The organism is Salegentibacter maritimus (assembly GCF_016236915.1).
Taxonomy (GTDB): Bacteria; Bacteroidota; Bacteroidia; order Flavobacteriales; family Flavobacteriaceae; genus Salegentibacter; species Salegentibacter maritimus.
The window spans coordinates 141,051-157,108 of sequence record NZ_JAEHOK010000009.1; the positions used below are offsets into that span (position 1 = coordinate 141,051).

12 protein-coding genes are annotated in these 16,058 nt (G+C 36.8%); 9 read left to right on the top strand and 3 right to left on the bottom strand.

Translation table 11 applies throughout. The annotated features are described in order from the left end of the window. Nucleotides 1–47 precede the first annotated feature (47 nt). The 3 genes from I6U49_RS08655 to I6U49_RS08665 form a co-directional block, all read right to left on the bottom strand. Nucleotides 48–1,115: a Gfo/Idh/MocA family protein gene (locus tag I6U49_RS08655; protein WP_198628371.1), complete on the bottom strand. Its 1,068-nt coding sequence runs from the start codon at nt 1,113–1,115 to the stop codon at nt 48–50. 80 nt (nt 1,116–1,195) lie between these two features. Beyond that, on the bottom strand, nt 1,196–2,794 hold the full coding sequence (locus I6U49_RS08660; protein ID WP_198628372.1) for a sodium:solute symporter family transporter: 1,599 nt from the start codon (nt 2,792–2,794) through the stop codon (nt 1,196–1,198). Between the two features lie 532 nt (nt 2,795–3,326). Further along, on the bottom strand, nt 3,327–3,536 hold the full coding sequence (locus tag I6U49_RS08665) for a carboxypeptidase-like regulatory domain-containing protein (protein ID WP_198628373.1): 210 nt from the start codon (nt 3,534–3,536) through the stop codon (nt 3,327–3,329). A 267-nt stretch (nt 3,537–3,803) separates the two neighbouring features. On the opposite strand from I6U49_RS08665, the gene I6U49_RS08670 reads away from it, so the two are divergent. The 9 genes from I6U49_RS08670 to agaR all read left to right on the top strand — a co-directional run bounded on the left by I6U49_RS08670 (nt 3,804) and on the right by agaR (nt 16,051). Beyond that, a complete protein-coding gene (locus I6U49_RS08670; protein WP_198628374.1) occupies nt 3,804–6,920 on the top strand; it encodes a glycoside hydrolase family 2 TIM barrel-domain containing protein in 3,117 nt (1,038 codons plus the stop codon). Nucleotides 6,921–6,941: 21 nt separating this feature from the next. Beyond that, complete coding sequence (locus I6U49_RS08675; protein WP_232804677.1) at nt 6,942–8,351, top strand: arylsulfatase; 1,410 nt, start codon at nt 6,942–6,944, stop codon at nt 8,349–8,351. Nucleotides 8,352–8,534: 183 nt separating this feature from the next. Then, a complete protein-coding gene (locus I6U49_RS08680; protein WP_198628375.1) occupies nt 8,535–9,680 on the top strand; it encodes an SIS domain-containing protein in 1,146 nt (381 codons plus the stop codon). Continuing rightward, complete coding sequence (locus I6U49_RS08685; RefSeq protein ID WP_198628376.1) at nt 9,677–10,600, top strand: 1-phosphofructokinase family hexose kinase; 924 nt, start codon at nt 9,677–9,679, stop codon at nt 10,598–10,600. Before I6U49_RS08680 ends, I6U49_RS08685 begins: the two co-directional genes overlap by 4 nt. Continuing rightward, entirely contained in the window at nt 10,593–11,537 is a 945-nt protein-coding gene (locus I6U49_RS08690) for a carbohydrate kinase family protein (RefSeq protein WP_198628377.1), read from the top strand. The genes I6U49_RS08685 and I6U49_RS08690 overlap by 8 nt, the downstream gene beginning before the upstream one ends. Continuing rightward, nucleotides 11,537–12,361 carry a class II fructose-bisphosphate aldolase gene (locus I6U49_RS08695; RefSeq protein WP_193710678.1) on the top strand — a complete coding sequence of 275 codons (825 nt, stop codon included), beginning with the start codon at nt 11,537–11,539 and terminating at the stop codon, nt 12,359–12,361. Before I6U49_RS08690 ends, I6U49_RS08695 begins: the two co-directional genes overlap by 1 nt. A gap of 107 nt (nt 12,362–12,468) precedes the next feature. Further along, complete coding sequence (locus I6U49_RS08700; protein ID WP_198628378.1) at nt 12,469–13,458, top strand: amidohydrolase family protein; 990 nt, start codon at nt 12,469–12,471, stop codon at nt 13,456–13,458. A 78-nt stretch (nt 13,459–13,536) separates the two neighbouring features. Next, on the top strand, nt 13,537–14,946 hold the full coding sequence (locus tag I6U49_RS08705; protein WP_198628379.1) for a Gfo/Idh/MocA family protein: 1,410 nt from the start codon (nt 13,537–13,539) through the stop codon (nt 14,944–14,946). Between the two features lie 334 nt (nt 14,947–15,280). After that, a complete protein-coding gene (agaR, locus tag I6U49_RS08710; RefSeq protein ID WP_193710681.1) occupies nt 15,281–16,051 on the top strand; it encodes a transcriptional repressor AgaR in 771 nt (256 codons plus the stop codon). Nucleotides 16,052–16,058: the final 7 nt, after the last annotated feature.

Consider the following 16,058-nt stretch of genomic DNA (forward strand, 5'->3'; position numbering starts at 1 on the left):
CTATTTTTAACAATTAGCCTAGAATATATTATTTCCTGTTTTTGTTTTTATTTAAATAATGTTCCACCTTCATCACTCGATTTATATGCTAATTCTACTAATTTCATGGTTTCATAGGCATCTTCGGTACAATGTGGGAACGGTTTTGAAGGGTCTAAATAATGATTTTGTAAATCGGCCATGGTTCCTATAAAAGCGTGTGGAAACCAGCCGCCAATGAGGGGTATTTCCGTCCACTCGGGTTTTTTATCATCCAAAAGAATATATTCCATTGTTGGGGGCATTCCTTTTGGATAATCCAATGAAAGGCCAATTTGGATTCTTATAGCTCCTTTAGTTCCTTCAATTTTAAAGTAAGATTGCTGATTTTTAAGCCCAAATTCGTGCCCATGATTGGTAATAATGCGGGCTTGGGTATATTCGTCATAATTTAAAATAATTGTGCTTCGGGTGGAGGCTAGTTCTTTCATTTTGGGATGACCAATGGTACTAGCATAAATCTTACTGGGATTACCTATAAAGCTGCGTACTAAATCTAAATAGTGTATGCTATGGTATAAAATTTCTGTTCTAGGAAGTTCAAAAAGGAAATTCCACAATTTCCATGGAGTAAAAACGCATACCATTAATTCCAAGTCGTAAACCTCACCAATCAACCCCTTTTTAATAATGTCCCGGGCGGCTATCATATAGGGTGCGTACCGAAGTTGAAAGTTAATGCCAGAAATAAGTTTCTTTCGCTTGCATATTTCCAGAATTTTCTCTGCTTTTTCTAAATTCTCGCCCATGGGCTTTTGGATAAGGACTGGTGTTCCGTCTGGAAGTTGTTCTAGAATTTCAGCAATGAAATTGGCGGGAACGGCTATATCAAAAACTGCATTTTCTTCCATACTTTTTTCAATAAGTTCTTCCAAATTATTAAATACTTGTTGTACCGATTTGAATTTTTCCTGAAGGATTTGTGCTTTTTCCAGATTAACATCATAAATTCCCAAAACAGGAAAACCAGCCAGTTGGTATGCAGGTAGGTGGGCTTGATCCACAATTCCTCCCGCACCAATTATGGCAACCGGTAAGGTTTTTTCTGGTACTCTGGTTTGTTGTTGAAATTGCATGACATTTTAAGTTTAAATGATACTATTAGCTTGTTTATAATACAGCTCCCTTTTTTTGGCAGCCTTTTCTTGGTCTATAATCAATAAAATATGATGTAAATAATTAGCATTACAATAACCAATGTAGCACTAAGTAAGTTTACGGTTTTGGAAGGCGTTTTCATTGTTAAGTAAAAGCCTTCCGGGATGGTTTGTTTGGTTTTATCCAAAATTGAAGTCGAAAAATAGATCACGGAAGAAATAATAAAATAAATATAGGTTTGTCTTAACCAATTGATATCTAAACCGGCTGGATTTGAGATATAGTTTTCTAAACCATAAATGGTCATATACTTTTCAATATAGAACACACTGGCAGCGAATAGACTACCACCAATTAGGGTCCAAAAGGAAGCATTTGCAGTTCCTTTATGTGAAATAACACCCCATAGAAAAACTGCTACAATAGAAGGTGCAAAAATACCGAACATTTGGTTTATTAATTCAAATATAGCCCCCAGATTTCCTAAAAATGGCGACCAGATTACGGCCAATAACAATACTAGCACAGCAGTTATCCTTCCAATCCTGATTTTTGTTTTATCGGCAAGATTGGTTTTTAACTTGTCAAACACATCAAACACAATTAGAGTGGAACAGCTGTTTAATGCGGCAGCAACACTGCTCATTACGGCGGCCAATAATGCGGCAATCATCAAGCCCTTTAACCCAATGGGCATTAAATTCATAATTAAAATGGGTAATACATTTTTGGTGTCGCTTCCTATTTGATCATGGAATAGTGCAAAAGCCAAAATACCTGGTACTACCATTATAAAGACCGGCAAAATCTTGAGAAAACCTGCGAAAATAGCTCCTAATTTAGCCTGTTTTTCATTTTTAGCACCCAAAGTACGTTGTACTATAGTTTGATCGGTACACCAATACCATATTCCCAATATTAAATGGCCCAGGAGAATATCCATAAAAGTGAAGCCTTTTTTAGCCGAATCAAAATCTACCGCCATTAAGCGATCTGGATCTACTGCTTCCTTGAATTCATGATACGAATGAATACCGATATCTGGTAATTCTAAAATAGCCAAAATAGTAATGGTAAGAGATCCAAAAATAAGTACGATAGTTTGTACGCTTTCTGTTATCACTACAGATGTTAGCCCGCCAATAATGGTATAAATACCTGTAGCCAGTGCAATTATTATAATAGAAAGCACAATATTAATTCCAAAGATTTTTTCAAAAACCACGGCTCCGGCATAAAAGCTTACCCCAATATGCATAAACAACGCGGCCATAATGCTAAATATCGCTAAAACAACCCTGGATCGGTTATCATATCTTTTTTCTAAAAATTCCGGAAGGGTAGTAACTTTTGTTCGTAAATAGAAAGGAATAAATATAAAGGCCAGGATAAGTAGTTCAAATGCTGAAAACCATTCAAAATTACCCCAAACAATACCATCTTTGTAGCCAGATTCTGCAAGGCCCACTAAATGTATCGTAGAAATATTAGAGGCAAATAAGGATGCTCCAATTACGCCCCAGGTTAGTGATTTACCAGCCAGAAAGTAATCTTTAGTGGTGCTTTTGCGTTTTCGGGAATACCAAAGCCCAACAAAAATAATTGCTAACAGGTAAATTATAATTATGCTTACATCTATAGTAGCGATTGAACCCATACAATAAAGAGTCTAATATTTTATGTTAAATAACTTCAAAATCAAATATAATATATTTTAGGTCAAATGCACTAATTAAATATCTTATCTATTAATTATCTTTTAATTACACTTATTTTCACGCTTTTTCGTTATTTGAGTTTTTTGAAATAACCTTAGTAGGCTAGTTCACTAAGTTTTGGTTTATAGAAAATACCGTATCGGTTTTTTATTACAGTGGTGTTAGATTGTGCTCTTTTTTTTTCACCATAGTACTCCTCTTGGAGGTGATTTTATATCTGCCTTAATTGCAAATAGCGGTTTCTTTGATACTATGCTTTTAAAGTGGTCTTTTGTTATAAAGATAAAACTAGCTTTTACTCGCTAGTCTAGATTTAAATGTTTCGATAATTACGTCCAACTCCAGAAATTCTTTTATTTAATGACTCGTGGGCTTACGTGAGTTAATTTACTCACTTAAAAGCAAAAAGACTTCCAAATATTGCCAATCCTGCAAAAAGGAAAATCAATAAGGCTACACTTATTAGTGATATTATAAGTCCGGAAATGGTGAGGCTCTAGATTCTCCATCAAAATCGGTCATCGTTCCGTTAGAAGTACCTTTCTCAATAATATTGGCACTAGGTACGGGGATACCCGTTTTTGTATCTAGTACCGTTCCTGTTACAATAATGTTCTCCTGGGCATAGACCCCTGAAAACATTAAGCAAAAGAAAAGTACAAATACGTAGCTGTTCTTCATAATTACTTTGGATTTTGTTGGTTATTGGTTTAATAAATTTTTATAACGAAAATAAAATGTTTCGTTAATGTTGTGCTAATATATTTAAGTTAATTAATAAACAAAAAATTATTAAAAAAATTTAGTTTTAGGTAGTAGTTGGGGTGATGTATTGTCGTTTAATGAAATGTATCTTCGGTTTTATAAGACTAGGAAGGTTTTTTAGGAATATAACCTTCTTAAAACATAAAAATATTTTCGTAACATTGCTTTTTAAATTTAAAAAGTATGTTAAAAAGAAAGTTTTTTGCAATTGTCCTTGCTGTGTTTTGTGGGGCTAATGCTTCCGCACAAAAGGAAGGGATAGATGTGTTTCAAAATCCAAATTATCAGGAAGAGAATAGACTTCCTATGCGATCTTCTTATTTCCCATTTGAAAATAAGGAACTGGCACAATCTGGAAGTAAGTCGGCTTCCAATCGCTTCTTAGATCTTAATGGGACCTGGAAGTTTTTTTGGACAGCGCATTATGATAATATTCCGGAAAATTTTCAAAACGAAGATTTTGATGATTCCGGTTGGGACGATTTTCAGGTGCCGGCCAATTGGGAATTCAACGGATATGGAACCCCTATTTATGTAAACCATCCTTTTGAATTTGCGGTAGACGATCCAAACCCTCCATTTATAGAAAATGAAAAACAACCGGCCGGAGTTTACCGTCGTAACTTTTCATTGCCGGAAGAATGGGAAGACCAGCAGGTTTTTCTTCATTTAGGTGCGGTGAAATCTGCATTTAAACTTTATGTGAATGGTGATTATGTAGGGATGGGAGAGGATAGTAAGCTAGAATCAGAATTCGAACTTACCCAATACCTAAAGCCCGGGGATAACCTTATTACGGTTGAGGTGAGAAGATGGCATGATGGGAGTTACCTGGAGGCGCAGGATTTTTGGCGTATTAGCGGAATACAGCGAAATGTTTACTTGTATTCACGACCTAATGTACATTTTTATGATCTGTTTGTGAAAAGTGGATTGGTTAACAATTATAGAGATGGAAATTTAAGCTTTGATATTGAACTCTGGAATAGAACAGACCTGGAGCAAGGTGAACATAAGGTTGAGGTTGAGTTAAATGATGCAAATGGTTTAAGCCTTTATAAAGAGACACAACAAGCTATTGGCTTAAAAAGAAAACTTGGGAAAACAATTTTACGCTTTGAACAAGAATTTAAAAATGTTAATTCCTGGTCTGCGGAAATCCCTTATTTATACGATTTAATTATAAGCCTAAAAGCTCCTAATGGAGATGTTATTGAAAGTATTAATCAAAAAGTTGGTTTTAAGACTTATGAGGTTGTAGGAAATGAATTTTTGGTAAACGGTAAGCCGGTTTTTTTTAAAGGAGTGAATCGCCATGAGTCGCATCCCGAAACACATCACGTGGTTACTGAAGAGCAAATGTTAATCGACATTAAAATAATGAAGGAGCTTAACATGAATGCGGTAAGGTTATCTCACTATCCAAACGATCCCAGATGGTATGAGTTGTGCGATGAGTACGGTTTTTATGTTATTGACGAAGCAAATATTGAATCTCACGGGATGTACTACAACCCTGAGCGTACACTTGGAAATGATCCTGAATGGGAGCATGCCCATATGCTAAGGATTAAACGAATGGTAGAACGGGATAAGAACTTTCCTTCTGTTGTGGCATGGAGTATGGGGAACGAAGCAGGAAATGGTTATAATTTTTATAAAGCCTATAATTGGCTAAAAGCTTTTGATCCTACCAGGCCGGTACAATACGAGCGTTCTACGACCGAGTGGAATACCGATATTATTGTTCCGCAATACCCACACCCAATGAGCATGAAACGTTATGCTGAAAATGGATTGGATCGCCCTTATATTATGAGTGAATATGCACATGCTATGGGTAATAGTATGGGGAATTTTAAGGAATATTGGGAAGTGATTGAAGAATATGACGGCTTGCAGGGCGGTTATATTTGGGACTGGGTAGACCAGGGGATTTATAAGGAAGTAGACGGCAAGAAAATTTTTAGCTACGGTGGCGATTGGGGGCCAGAGGATGTGCCGAGTGATAATAACTTTTTAATTAACGGGGTTATTATGCCCGATCGTACCTGGAATCCACATGCCTACGAAGTTAGAAAAGTACACCAGGAGATAGGTTTTCAATTTAAAAAAGAAGAAAATGTTATAGAGATTTTTAATAAGTATTTCTTTCGTGATTTAGCTAATTTTAAATACGAAATTAACTTACTTAAAAATGGGGAGATTGTAGAGACTACTAAAGTTGATCCTATAAGTCTGGCACCACGTAATAAAACCCAGGTGGTACTTGGGTTTAATGTGCCTACTGATACTACTGCTGAATACAGGCTGCACGTGCAGGCCAGGCTTGCATCAGAAGAAAATCTAATGAGCGCGGGTACGCTTTTGGCCGAGGATGAATTCCAGGTTACTAATCCGGTTTCTATGGCTCCTGCTTTAAGTGCAACTGAATTTAAGGTAGAAGAAACTGATGATGAATTGAGACTTTCTAAACGTGGTTTTTCTATTAAATTCAATAAAAATACAGGTAGGTTCTTTGATTATAAGTTCAAAAGAAATATTTTGATCGAAAAAGGACCTGAGCTTTCTCTTTTTCGTCCTTTAGTTGATAATGATTTTGGTGGTAGGTTAAACCAAAATTTAGATTATCTAAAAGAACCGGGGGTAGAAGTTGAAAAAATAACCCATAAAGCAAATTCTGAAGGAGGTTATGAGGTAGAGGTACATTTTAACTTGCTGGATGGCGATGCCGGGTTTACTCAAACCTATGAAATATATGATGATGCAAAAATTAAGGTTTCCAATAATTTTAAAGCTTTAAAAGGAGATCATAAACTTTTAATGAAAGTTGGAAACTCTTTAGAATTGCCTAAAAACCTGGAGAACTTTAGTTGGTATGGTAGAGGGCCATGGGAAAGTTATGCAGATAGAAAGTATAGTGCTATGGTTGGAGTTTATGAAGGTTTGGTAGAAGATCAATATCACCCATATGTAAGACCTCAGGAGTCGGGAAATAAAACAGATGTTAGGTGGGCTAAAGTTTCAAATGGAAGAAGCACCGGCGTTAGAATAGATTTTGTAGATAAACTTTTAAACGTTTCTGCACTTCCATATTCTTTGGAGCAACTTTACCCTTCTTCTGAAAAAGATCAGGAACACTCTGCTTTGTTAGAAAAAGATGATGTGGTACACCTGGATATAGATCTTATGCAAATGGGGGTAGCAGGAATTAATAGCTGGGGAAGTTTAGCCTTGGAACAATACCGTGTTCCTTTTCAGGATTATGAGTATTCGTATATTATTTCTCCTATAGAGTAAGTATTTAAAAGTAAAAAATAGATGAAAAAATATATTAGCATAGCTGTCATGAGCCTTATTTTAAGTGCTTGTGGCAGTAATGCTTCAAAAGAAGAGAAGAAGCCAAATATTGTTTTTATTATGGCTGATGATTTGGGGATTGGTGATTTGGGGGTGTACGGTCAGGATGTTTTTGAGACTCCTAATATCGATAAGCTGGCTGCTGAAGGCATGAAGTTTGAAAATTTTTATGCCGGTAGTACTGTTTGTGCTCCTTCACGTGCGGCTTTGTTGACCGGGCAGCATACCGGGAGTACTCATGTTAGGGGGAATGGGGAATTTCCTCTTGATCCAGATAAAAAGATTATTCCCGAGATCTTAAAAGAACAAGGTTATACTACCGGAATGTATGGTAAGTGGGGCTTGGGTTTAAAAGGTTCTTCAGGTTCGCCTGAAAAGAGAGGTTGGGACGAATTAAAAGGTCATTTGCATCATGTAGATGCTCATTTTCAAAGGCCTGATTCTCTTGATGTGATTAAGCAGGGTAAGTTGGAAAAGGAAAAAACGCCTGAAAACAGCTACGCAAACGAATTGTTTACAGATGCTGCAGTTAATTTTATTGAAAACCAGGAAGCCGGCAATCCCTTTTTTCTTTACCTGTCTTTTACAATTCCGCACGCAGAACTCCTTGTTCCTAATGAATTTATGGAAAACCACCTTACCGAAGATGGTGAAAGTAAATATAAACCCGAAAAAGCCTGGCCGGAAGGACGTCATTATGGAGGGCAAAAATATCCAAAAGCGGCCTATGCAGCATTGGTTGAGAGTATAGATGCTTATGTTGGTCGGGTAATGGATGCGCTTAAACAAAAGGGGTATGATGAGAATACCTTAATAGTGTTTACAAGTGATAATGGTACGCACCTGGAAGGAGGAAGAACCCAGGCGGATGTAGATTACTTTAAAAGTAGTGGCGTGCATAGAGGGGTAAAACGTGATCTTTATGAAGGTGGAATAAAGGAACCTTTTATAGTAAGGTGGCCGGCCGTTGTTGAGGCGGGAACTACTAGCGATTTTAAAGGAGCTTTTTGGGATGTTTATCCTACTTTTTCTGAGATTGTAGGTTTGCCTATAGAAAACGAGGCAGTAGATGGAATATCATTTCTTCCTACTTTGAGAAATGAAGGAGACCAAAAACAACACGATTACCTCTATTGGGAGTTTCATGAATTTGGAGGAAAACAGGCTTTGTTAAAAGGTGATTGGAAGGTTGTACGCCTTGGTGTGAATAAAAACCCCGATGCTCCGGTAGAGCTATACAATATTTCTAGTGACCCCGGCGAAAACAAAAACCTTGCAGAAACTAATCCGGAAAAGGCAAAAGAGTTGCAAATGCTAATGGATTCAGTGAGAACTCCAAATGCTAATTTTAATTTTAAGGAAAGTAAGTAAACTATTACAATAAGCTTTAAAGTTCCTTTTATAAACAGAGGTGAAGAAATAAATTTTCGTTTAGATAGAAAATATTTGTTTTTTATATAAATAGAGTATTAAAAATTTTTATTTGATAAAAAAATTATTTTTATTTGAAGAACGAAACATAATGGATTGTTGTAATATTATAAGAAGAGTATTTTGAAAACAAAAAAATCAGCATATACAAAAAAAGAAATCGAAGGCCAGCCTAAATTGTGGCAGTTGGTTTATAATTTAATTTTGGCAGAGGAACAAGGGATTAAAGATTTTCTGGTGCCTCTGTTTGAACAAAAAGATTTGGAAATTATACTAACAGGAGCCGGTTCATCGGCGTTTGTTGGGGAAGCAGCGCAAGGTTTGGTGCAAAAAAATACGGGCTGCCTAACCAGGGCGATAGCAACAACCGATTTGGTGACGCATCCCGAGAGCTTTTTTCCGAATAATAATAAACCTGTTCTTTTGGTTTCTTTTGCCCGTTCAGGGAACAGTCCTGAAAGTGTAGAAGCTGTAAACCTTGCCAATAAGTTCTGTTCTAATATCCATCATTTGGTAATTACCTGTAATAAAGAAGGTGAACTTTATAAGTATAGTGAGGCCAATACTAAAAATGCTTTAGCTGTTTTGCTTCCTGAAGAGGCCAACGATAAGAGTTTGGCGATGACAGGAAGTTTTACTTCAATGTTGCTAAGTGTTTTATTAGTGTGTAGTAGGGGTAGTGTAGTAAACTTTGAGCATGAAGTAGGTAAAATAATTGAGCAGGGAGATCTAATTCTAAATAGTTATGAGCCACTTAAGGAGCTTACACACTTAGATTTTGATAGAGTGGTGTTCCTTGGTTCAGGTCCTATGCTAGGTATTGCTCGTGAATGTCATTTGAAATTACAGGAGTTAACCGATGGTAAGGTGGTTTGTAAACACGATTCCTTTTTAGGTTTTAGGCATGGGCCCAGGGCAGTTACCAACGAAAAGACTCTGGTAGTATATCTTTTTTCAGGATCGGAACACGTTTATCGATATGAACGTGATCTTGCCGTTTCTATTGGTGCAGATCCAAGGGGTATCTGGTCTTTAAGTGTAGGAAGGAAAGAAGATCAGGAAATCAATGCAAACCTTAACCTTGATTTGCAGTTTGAACAAGATCAGCAATTTAATATTGTTCCTGCTACTATAATAGGGCAGGTGCTGGGATATTATAAATCTTTGCAGCTAGGCCTTGATCCGGATAATCCTTCGGTTTCCGGCACGATAAGTAGAGTAGTGCAGGGTGTTACAATTTATGATTACCCCGAAAATGTAAATATATGATTCTTAGTCTGTGCTTAAACCCATCCATCGATTCTTATGCGCATATCAAGGGTTTTGAACCGGGTTCGGTAAACCGCATAGAGAGCCTTAAAGAATACCCCGGTGGAAAGGGGGTTCATGTGGCTATGGCGCTGGCCGAGCTGGGAGCCAATTCCCGGCTTTTAGGTTTTTGGAGTGGCGCAGCCGGTGAATGGATAAAAAATCAATGTGAAGCACTTAAAGTAGCTTCAAACGGAGTTTCTGTTTCCGGGAATAACCGCAAATGTTATACTTTTATTTCAGAAAATTCAGCTCTACATCATACAGAATTGTTAGAGCCCGGGCCGACACTTAGTGTTAATGATTTTGAAAATTTTTTAGAAGTTTTTCAGAATGAATCGGCTAAGAGTGATTTTGTCTGTATCTCGGGATCCTGCCCTAAAAACGCCCCGGAAGATGCTTATGCGCAACTTATTAGAATAGCCAAACAACAGCAAAAAAAAGTTATTCTGGATTGTACAGGTATTCAGCTGGAAAAGGCGCTTGAAGAAGGTTTTTTTGGAATTCATCTAAACCATATTGAAGCAAAATCCCTTTGTGGTAGTTCCAAAATTGAAGACTTACAGGAATTCTTTGGTGATAAAGTTCAATTAATAGCTCTAACCCGTGGAAGTGAAGGTCTGGAATTAGCCTACGAAAATAAAATTATAAAATCCCAAATTAAACTTCCGCGGGAAGAGATAATAAGTACGGTAGGGAGTGGTGACTGTTTAACCGCAGGAATTGCTTTTGCCTTGCATAAACAACTAAAGCATTCAGAAATAGCTGCCTGGGGTGCCGCCTGTGGTACTGCAAACTGCCTTAATGAAGACTTGGGAATGTTGAAAAAAGAGGATGTAGAAAGAATGTTGAAAAAGGTGCAAATTAAAACGTATGAGTAGCAAAAAAATATTGGTAGTTGGAGAACTTAATATAGATCTCATTTTAAATAATATTCAGGGTTTTCCCGAAGTAGGTGCAGAAAAGGTTGCTGAAAATATGGATTTTACCCTGGGTAGTTCTTCGGCTATTTTGGCTTCTAATATTGCCTCTCTTGGTATTTCAACTTCCTTTAGCGGATTGTTGGGTAAAGATAATTTTGGGGAATTTATTCTTAACCAACTACAGTCTAAAAATGTAGATACCCGTTTTGTTCAATTTAGTGATCAGTATAAAACCGGGATTACCGTAGTGATGAATTATGATCAGGACCGTGCAAATGTTACCTACTGTGGGGCTATGGATGTTTTTAATATCGACCAGTTGCCATGGGATCATATTCAGGAATTTGACCATCTTCATTTTTCAAATTATTTTCTACAAGCTGCTATGCGGCCATCTATTGTTGAATTGTTTAAAAAGGCCAAAGAAGCCGGTCTTAGCACTTCTTTAGACTTACAGGTAGACCCTAACGATGCATGGGACTTTAACTATAAAGATTGTTTGCCTTATGTAGATGTTTTTCTTCCCAATGAAAATGAAATTATAAAGCTAAGCGGAAAGGATACACTTGAAGATGCGGTTGAAGAAATAAGAAAGTATAGTAATATTCTTGCTCTTAAACTAGGGGATAAAGGCGGGCGTGTGCTTACGGAAGCAGAAGATATCAGTATAGCACCTTACCTGAATAATGCCTATAAAGATGCTATTGGCGCAGGCGATTCTTTTAATGCAGGTTTCCTTAAAAAGTACCTGGAAGGTGCTAGCTTAAAAGACTGTTTAGAATATGCAAATCTTACGGGTTCTTTGAGTACTACTGCTGCGGGAGGAACCGGTGCATTCGGCCAAAAAGATGAAATTGATATAAAAATTGAACAAATTAGGAATAAGGAATTATAATGAAATTAAAAGATAAATTACAGCAATTACGAAGTGAAGGCCGTGGAATTTTAGCCACTAATTTTTATAACGTAGAAACCCTGCACGGAGTCTTAGCTGCTGCGGCAGAAATGAACGAACCATTAATCCTGCAACTTACACAGAGCTCTATAGACTATATGGGGCTGGAAACTGCGGTAAATTTAGGCCGTACCGGGTTGAAACAATTTGGTGTAGAAGGTTGGATACATTTAGATCATGGTGGTTCGGTAGAATTGGCGCAGCGTTGTTTAGACGCCGGTTTTGATTCGGTAATGATAGATGGTAGTGAACTGCCTTTTGAGGAAAATATAAAAATAACCAAAGAAGTTGTTGAAAGAGCTAAAAAGTATGGGGCACATGTAGAAGCCGAATTAGGCTATGTGGCTAAGCTAGGGCAATCTCACGACGATAAGGTTTTTACTCAACCCGAAGAGGCTAAGCAATTTGTAGAAGAAACCGGTATTGATGCACTTGCCATTGCTATAGGTACTGCACACGGCTTCTATAAGCAAGAACCCGAATTACAATTAGACTTGCTGGAGAGAATTGCTGAAGCTACTCCGGTAGGATTGGTATTGCACGGAGGTTCTGGGGTTCCCGGTTCACAAATGCAGGCCGCTATTACCCGTGGTATTTGCAAAGTAAACCTGGCTACAGAAATCAAGAATATTTTTATGAAAACCCTGCAAAGCGAATTGAGAAATAATGAGGAAATAGATTTAAGAAAGGTGTTTCCTGTAGCTACTGCAGAAATAACCAAACTGGTTAAGGGAAGATTGGAAATAGTAAAAAACAATGTTTAGAATTAGCAGGTATAAAGAATAATAAGCCTTTAAAATATATGCCAGGGGTTAAGTTTTGGTAATATTCTTTATTATCTAGCGTTGCTTAAATAGAAAAATTAAATCTTATGATATCAAAATTTATAGACGCTCACGTTCATTTAAACACGCTTTCTTCAGAGAAAATGGAGAAAATGATGGAGTATAATGCCGGCTTTCTCTCTATAAATACCAATATTCCATTTTTTGAAGGAATTGAGGAGCAGGAAAAGATAATCTTAGAATTTCAAAAGAAATATCCGGGCAGAATAAAATATTTTACGACTTTCAACTTTAAAAAATGGGGACAGCCCGATTTTGTTGAAGATGCTATTGCGCAAATAAAACGTGGTTTAAACAATGGTGCGGTAGGGGTGAAGATATGGAAAGACCTGGGCTTTGATTATCACAAACCAGATGGTAGTTTTGTAATGATAGACGACCCAATATTCGACCCTATTTTTGAATATATCCAGGAGAATAATATTATGCTTATAGGGCACCAGGGAGAACCAAGAAATTGTTGGTTGCCACTGGATGAAATGACCGTAGATTCAGATAGAAATTATTTTAAAGAACATCCCGAATATCATATGTTCCTTCAAAAAGAATATCCTTCTTACGAAGAGCAAATGCAGGCTAGAGATAATATGCTGGAAAAATTCCCGGGAATCATTTATGTGGGGCTTCACCTTTTTAGTATGGAGTGGAGTATAGACGAAGTGTCTAAACGCCTAGAGAAATACCCTAAAACTTTTACCGATGTTGCCGAAAGGGTTTGTCATTTACAACTCCAGGCAAAAGACAACTGGCAGGGAGTTCGTGACTTTATATTGAAATATCAGGACAGGATTATTTACGGTACCGATGTTATAGACGATGGAAATACACCTGCGACCGAAATTGCTGAACGTTTTGAATGGCTATGGAATTTTCATTATGATTTCTTTGCAACCGATAAGGTGTTGGAAGCGCCTGAATTTAAAGGAGAATTTAAGGGTTTAAATCTACCTGAAGATGTGGTAGAAAAAATATTCTATTCTAACGCCAAAAGAATTTACGGATTTACAGATTTTTAATTAAGAATAAAAAAATCATTTCTACAGGATATAAACTGTTGTTAGGAATGACTGCTCATTAGAATTAATACTTTTATTATGAAAAATAACCGAAGAGATTTTTTAAGAATTACCGGTCTTGGTGGACTTGGTTTAGTTACCGGAAGTGCGCTAAGTTGTAAAGGGCCAGAAACTTTATTGGCAAATACGCCTACGGGGCCGCAACAGTTTAATATGAGTGGTTATGCTGCTCCAAAATTAGAAACTGTACGAATAGGTTTTATTGGGTTGGGGATGAGAGGACCCGGTGCAGTGTATAGAATGAGTCAGATTGAAGGGGTTGAGATTAAAGCTTTATGTGATTTGCGCCCGGAACAGACTGAAAAAGTAAAGGCTGAATTGGCAGATACTGCACACGATCCAGATTTGTATTCGGGTAGTGATAACGCGTGGAAGGAAATGGTAGACCGGGACGATTTAGATTTAATCTATATCGCTACTCCCTGGGATTGGCATACACCTATGGCTGTTTATGCTATGGAAGCCGGTAAGCACGCTGCAGTTGAAGTACCTGCTGCAAAAACCATTGATGAATGTTGGGAGCTTGTAGAAACTTCAGAGCGAACAAAAAAGCATTGTATGATGCTGGAAAATTGCTGCTACGATTTCTTCGAGTTACTTACTTTAAATATGGCACGTCAGGGATATTTCGGTGAAATTATTCATGGAGAAGGAGCGTATATTCACGATTTGTTAGACCTTAATTTCCGTAAGGATGCTTATGAAGATATGTGGCGTTTAAGAGAAAACTACGAAAGAGATGGAAACTTGTACCCAACACACGGGCTTGGGCCTATTTGCCAAATAATGAATGTGAATAGAGGAGATCAAATGGATTATTTGACTTCACTTTCAAGCAACGATTATCATATGGCGGCAAAAGCCAAAGAATTGGCTCAGGATGATCCTTTCTATAACCAGTTTGTTGGTAAACAATACGCGGGTAATATGAATACTACCATGATTAAAACCAAAAACGGTAAAAGTATCATGGTTCAGCACGATGTTACTTCACCACGTCCATATTCACGTATTCACCTGGTGAGTGGTACCGAAGCCTTTGCAAGAAAATGGCCTACCCCGGGGAGAGTAGCTAAAGGACATTCCTGGTTGAATGAAAATGAAATGACAGAGTTGGAAAAGAAATATACTCCCGAAATTGTTAAGAAAGTTGGAGATATGGCTAAAAAAGTAGGTGGCCATGGAGGTATGGATTTTATTATGGATTGGAGGTTGATAGATAGCCTTAGAAACGGTTTACCACTAGATCAGGATGTATATGATGCAGCTTTATGGAGTGCAATTACGCCACTCTCGGTAGACTCTGTGAATAATAGAGCGCAATCTATGGATATACCTGACTTTACAAGAGGAGCCTGGAAGAATAACGCTCCGGTAGATATTACATTAGACGGTGGAGGAACCACTAATGTTATTTTAAGAAGTTAGAAATCCTTTACTACAAAAAATAATTTTATAATTTTTTGTAGTAAATTTTCAAACGAAATGTTTTTTTTAATAAATTCCTGTTTTTGTTGTAATCATTAACAGGAATTTTTTATTTTTTATCTAATTTTGAAGTAAATTTATTAAAATTCATAATTAGACTTGTAAAAAAGTAAATGACCTTTTTTGGAAGCTTAAAAAATGTTATGGCAATAGAGCATTTTCATTCTCAGTTAAAAATAGTTGTATTGGGAAATTATCTTGTTTTTTATTTCTAATAGTAGTTTTGAATGTTTATACTCTTTTGCTAAAAGTAATAATATATTAAAAATAATTTATGAGAAAAGCCGCAGCCCGCCGATCAAAAATATTGGAAATCCTCGATGAATTTAATAAAGTTAACGTTACTGATTTAAGTGAAAAGTTTCAGGTTAGTGAGGTTACAATTCGAAATGACTTAGATAAACTCGAAAAAAATAAACTGTTGGTGAGGGCTCACGGTGGTGCTTTTAAGACCAATAATCTAGCACTGGCTGTATCGGAGAAAAAAAGCATTAACCGTGATCTAAAACGTTTAATTGGGAAAATGGCGGTAGATCTTATACAGGAGAACGACTCCATTATCCTGGACTCGGGTACTACTACTTTTGAGATTGCAAGTAATTTGGGTAAATTCAATGAAATAACTGTCATTTCCAATGCGCTGGATATTGTAAATAACCTTGCACAGTTTGATAATCTTAAAGTTTATATGCCCGGAGGCTATTTAAAAGAATTTTCTATGTCGCTGGTAGGTCCTATGGCCGAACGCAATTTAAAACAACTCTTTTGCAATAAATTATTTCTTGGAGTTGATAGCATTAGAAGTAATGTTGGTTTCTTTACACACCATATGGAGGAGGCCTACCTAAACCAGATTATGATAGATATTGCCGAAGAAGTGATTGTGGTGGCAGATTCTACTAAATTTAAAAAAACCGGACTTGCTTTTATTCAGAATTTTGAAAAGGTAGATAAGCTTATTACAGACGATGGTATTGATGAAGCAGATCTTTTAATGCTTAAAAAGAATAACGTGGAAGTTTTAATTGCCAGAACGAGTGAATAGAAACTAA

Coding starts and splice junctions, on each gene's coding strand:
- I6U49_RS08665 (WP_198628373.1), bottom strand. CDS start 3,536: ATGAAGAACAGCTACGTATTTGTACTTTTCTTTTGCTTAATGTTTTCA.
- I6U49_RS08700 (WP_198628378.1), top strand. CDS start 12,469: ATGATATCAAAATTTATAGACGCTCACGTTCATTTAAACACGCTTTCT.
- I6U49_RS08655 (WP_198628371.1), bottom strand. CDS start 1,115: ATGCAATTTCAACAACAAACCAGAGTACCAGAAAAAACCTTACCGGTT.
- I6U49_RS08670 (WP_198628374.1), top strand. CDS start 3,804: ATGTTAAAAAGAAAGTTTTTTGCAATTGTCCTTGCTGTGTTTTGTGGG.
- I6U49_RS08690 (WP_198628377.1), top strand. CDS start 10,593: ATGAGTAGCAAAAAAATATTGGTAGTTGGAGAACTTAATATAGATCTC.
- I6U49_RS08685 (WP_198628376.1), top strand. CDS start 9,677: ATGATTCTTAGTCTGTGCTTAAACCCATCCATCGATTCTTATGCGCAT.
- I6U49_RS08660 (WP_198628372.1), bottom strand. CDS start 2,794: ATGGGTTCAATCGCTACTATAGATGTAAGCATAATTATAATTTACCTG.
- I6U49_RS08705 (WP_198628379.1), top strand. CDS start 13,537: ATGAAAAATAACCGAAGAGATTTTTTAAGAATTACCGGTCTTGGTGGA.
- I6U49_RS08695 (WP_193710678.1), top strand. CDS start 11,537: ATGAAATTAAAAGATAAATTACAGCAATTACGAAGTGAAGGCCGTGGA.
- agaR (WP_193710681.1), top strand. CDS start 15,281: ATGAGAAAAGCCGCAGCCCGCCGATCAAAAATATTGGAAATCCTCGAT.
- I6U49_RS08675 (WP_232804677.1), top strand. CDS start 6,942: ATGAAAAAATATATTAGCATAGCTGTCATGAGCCTTATTTTAAGTGCT.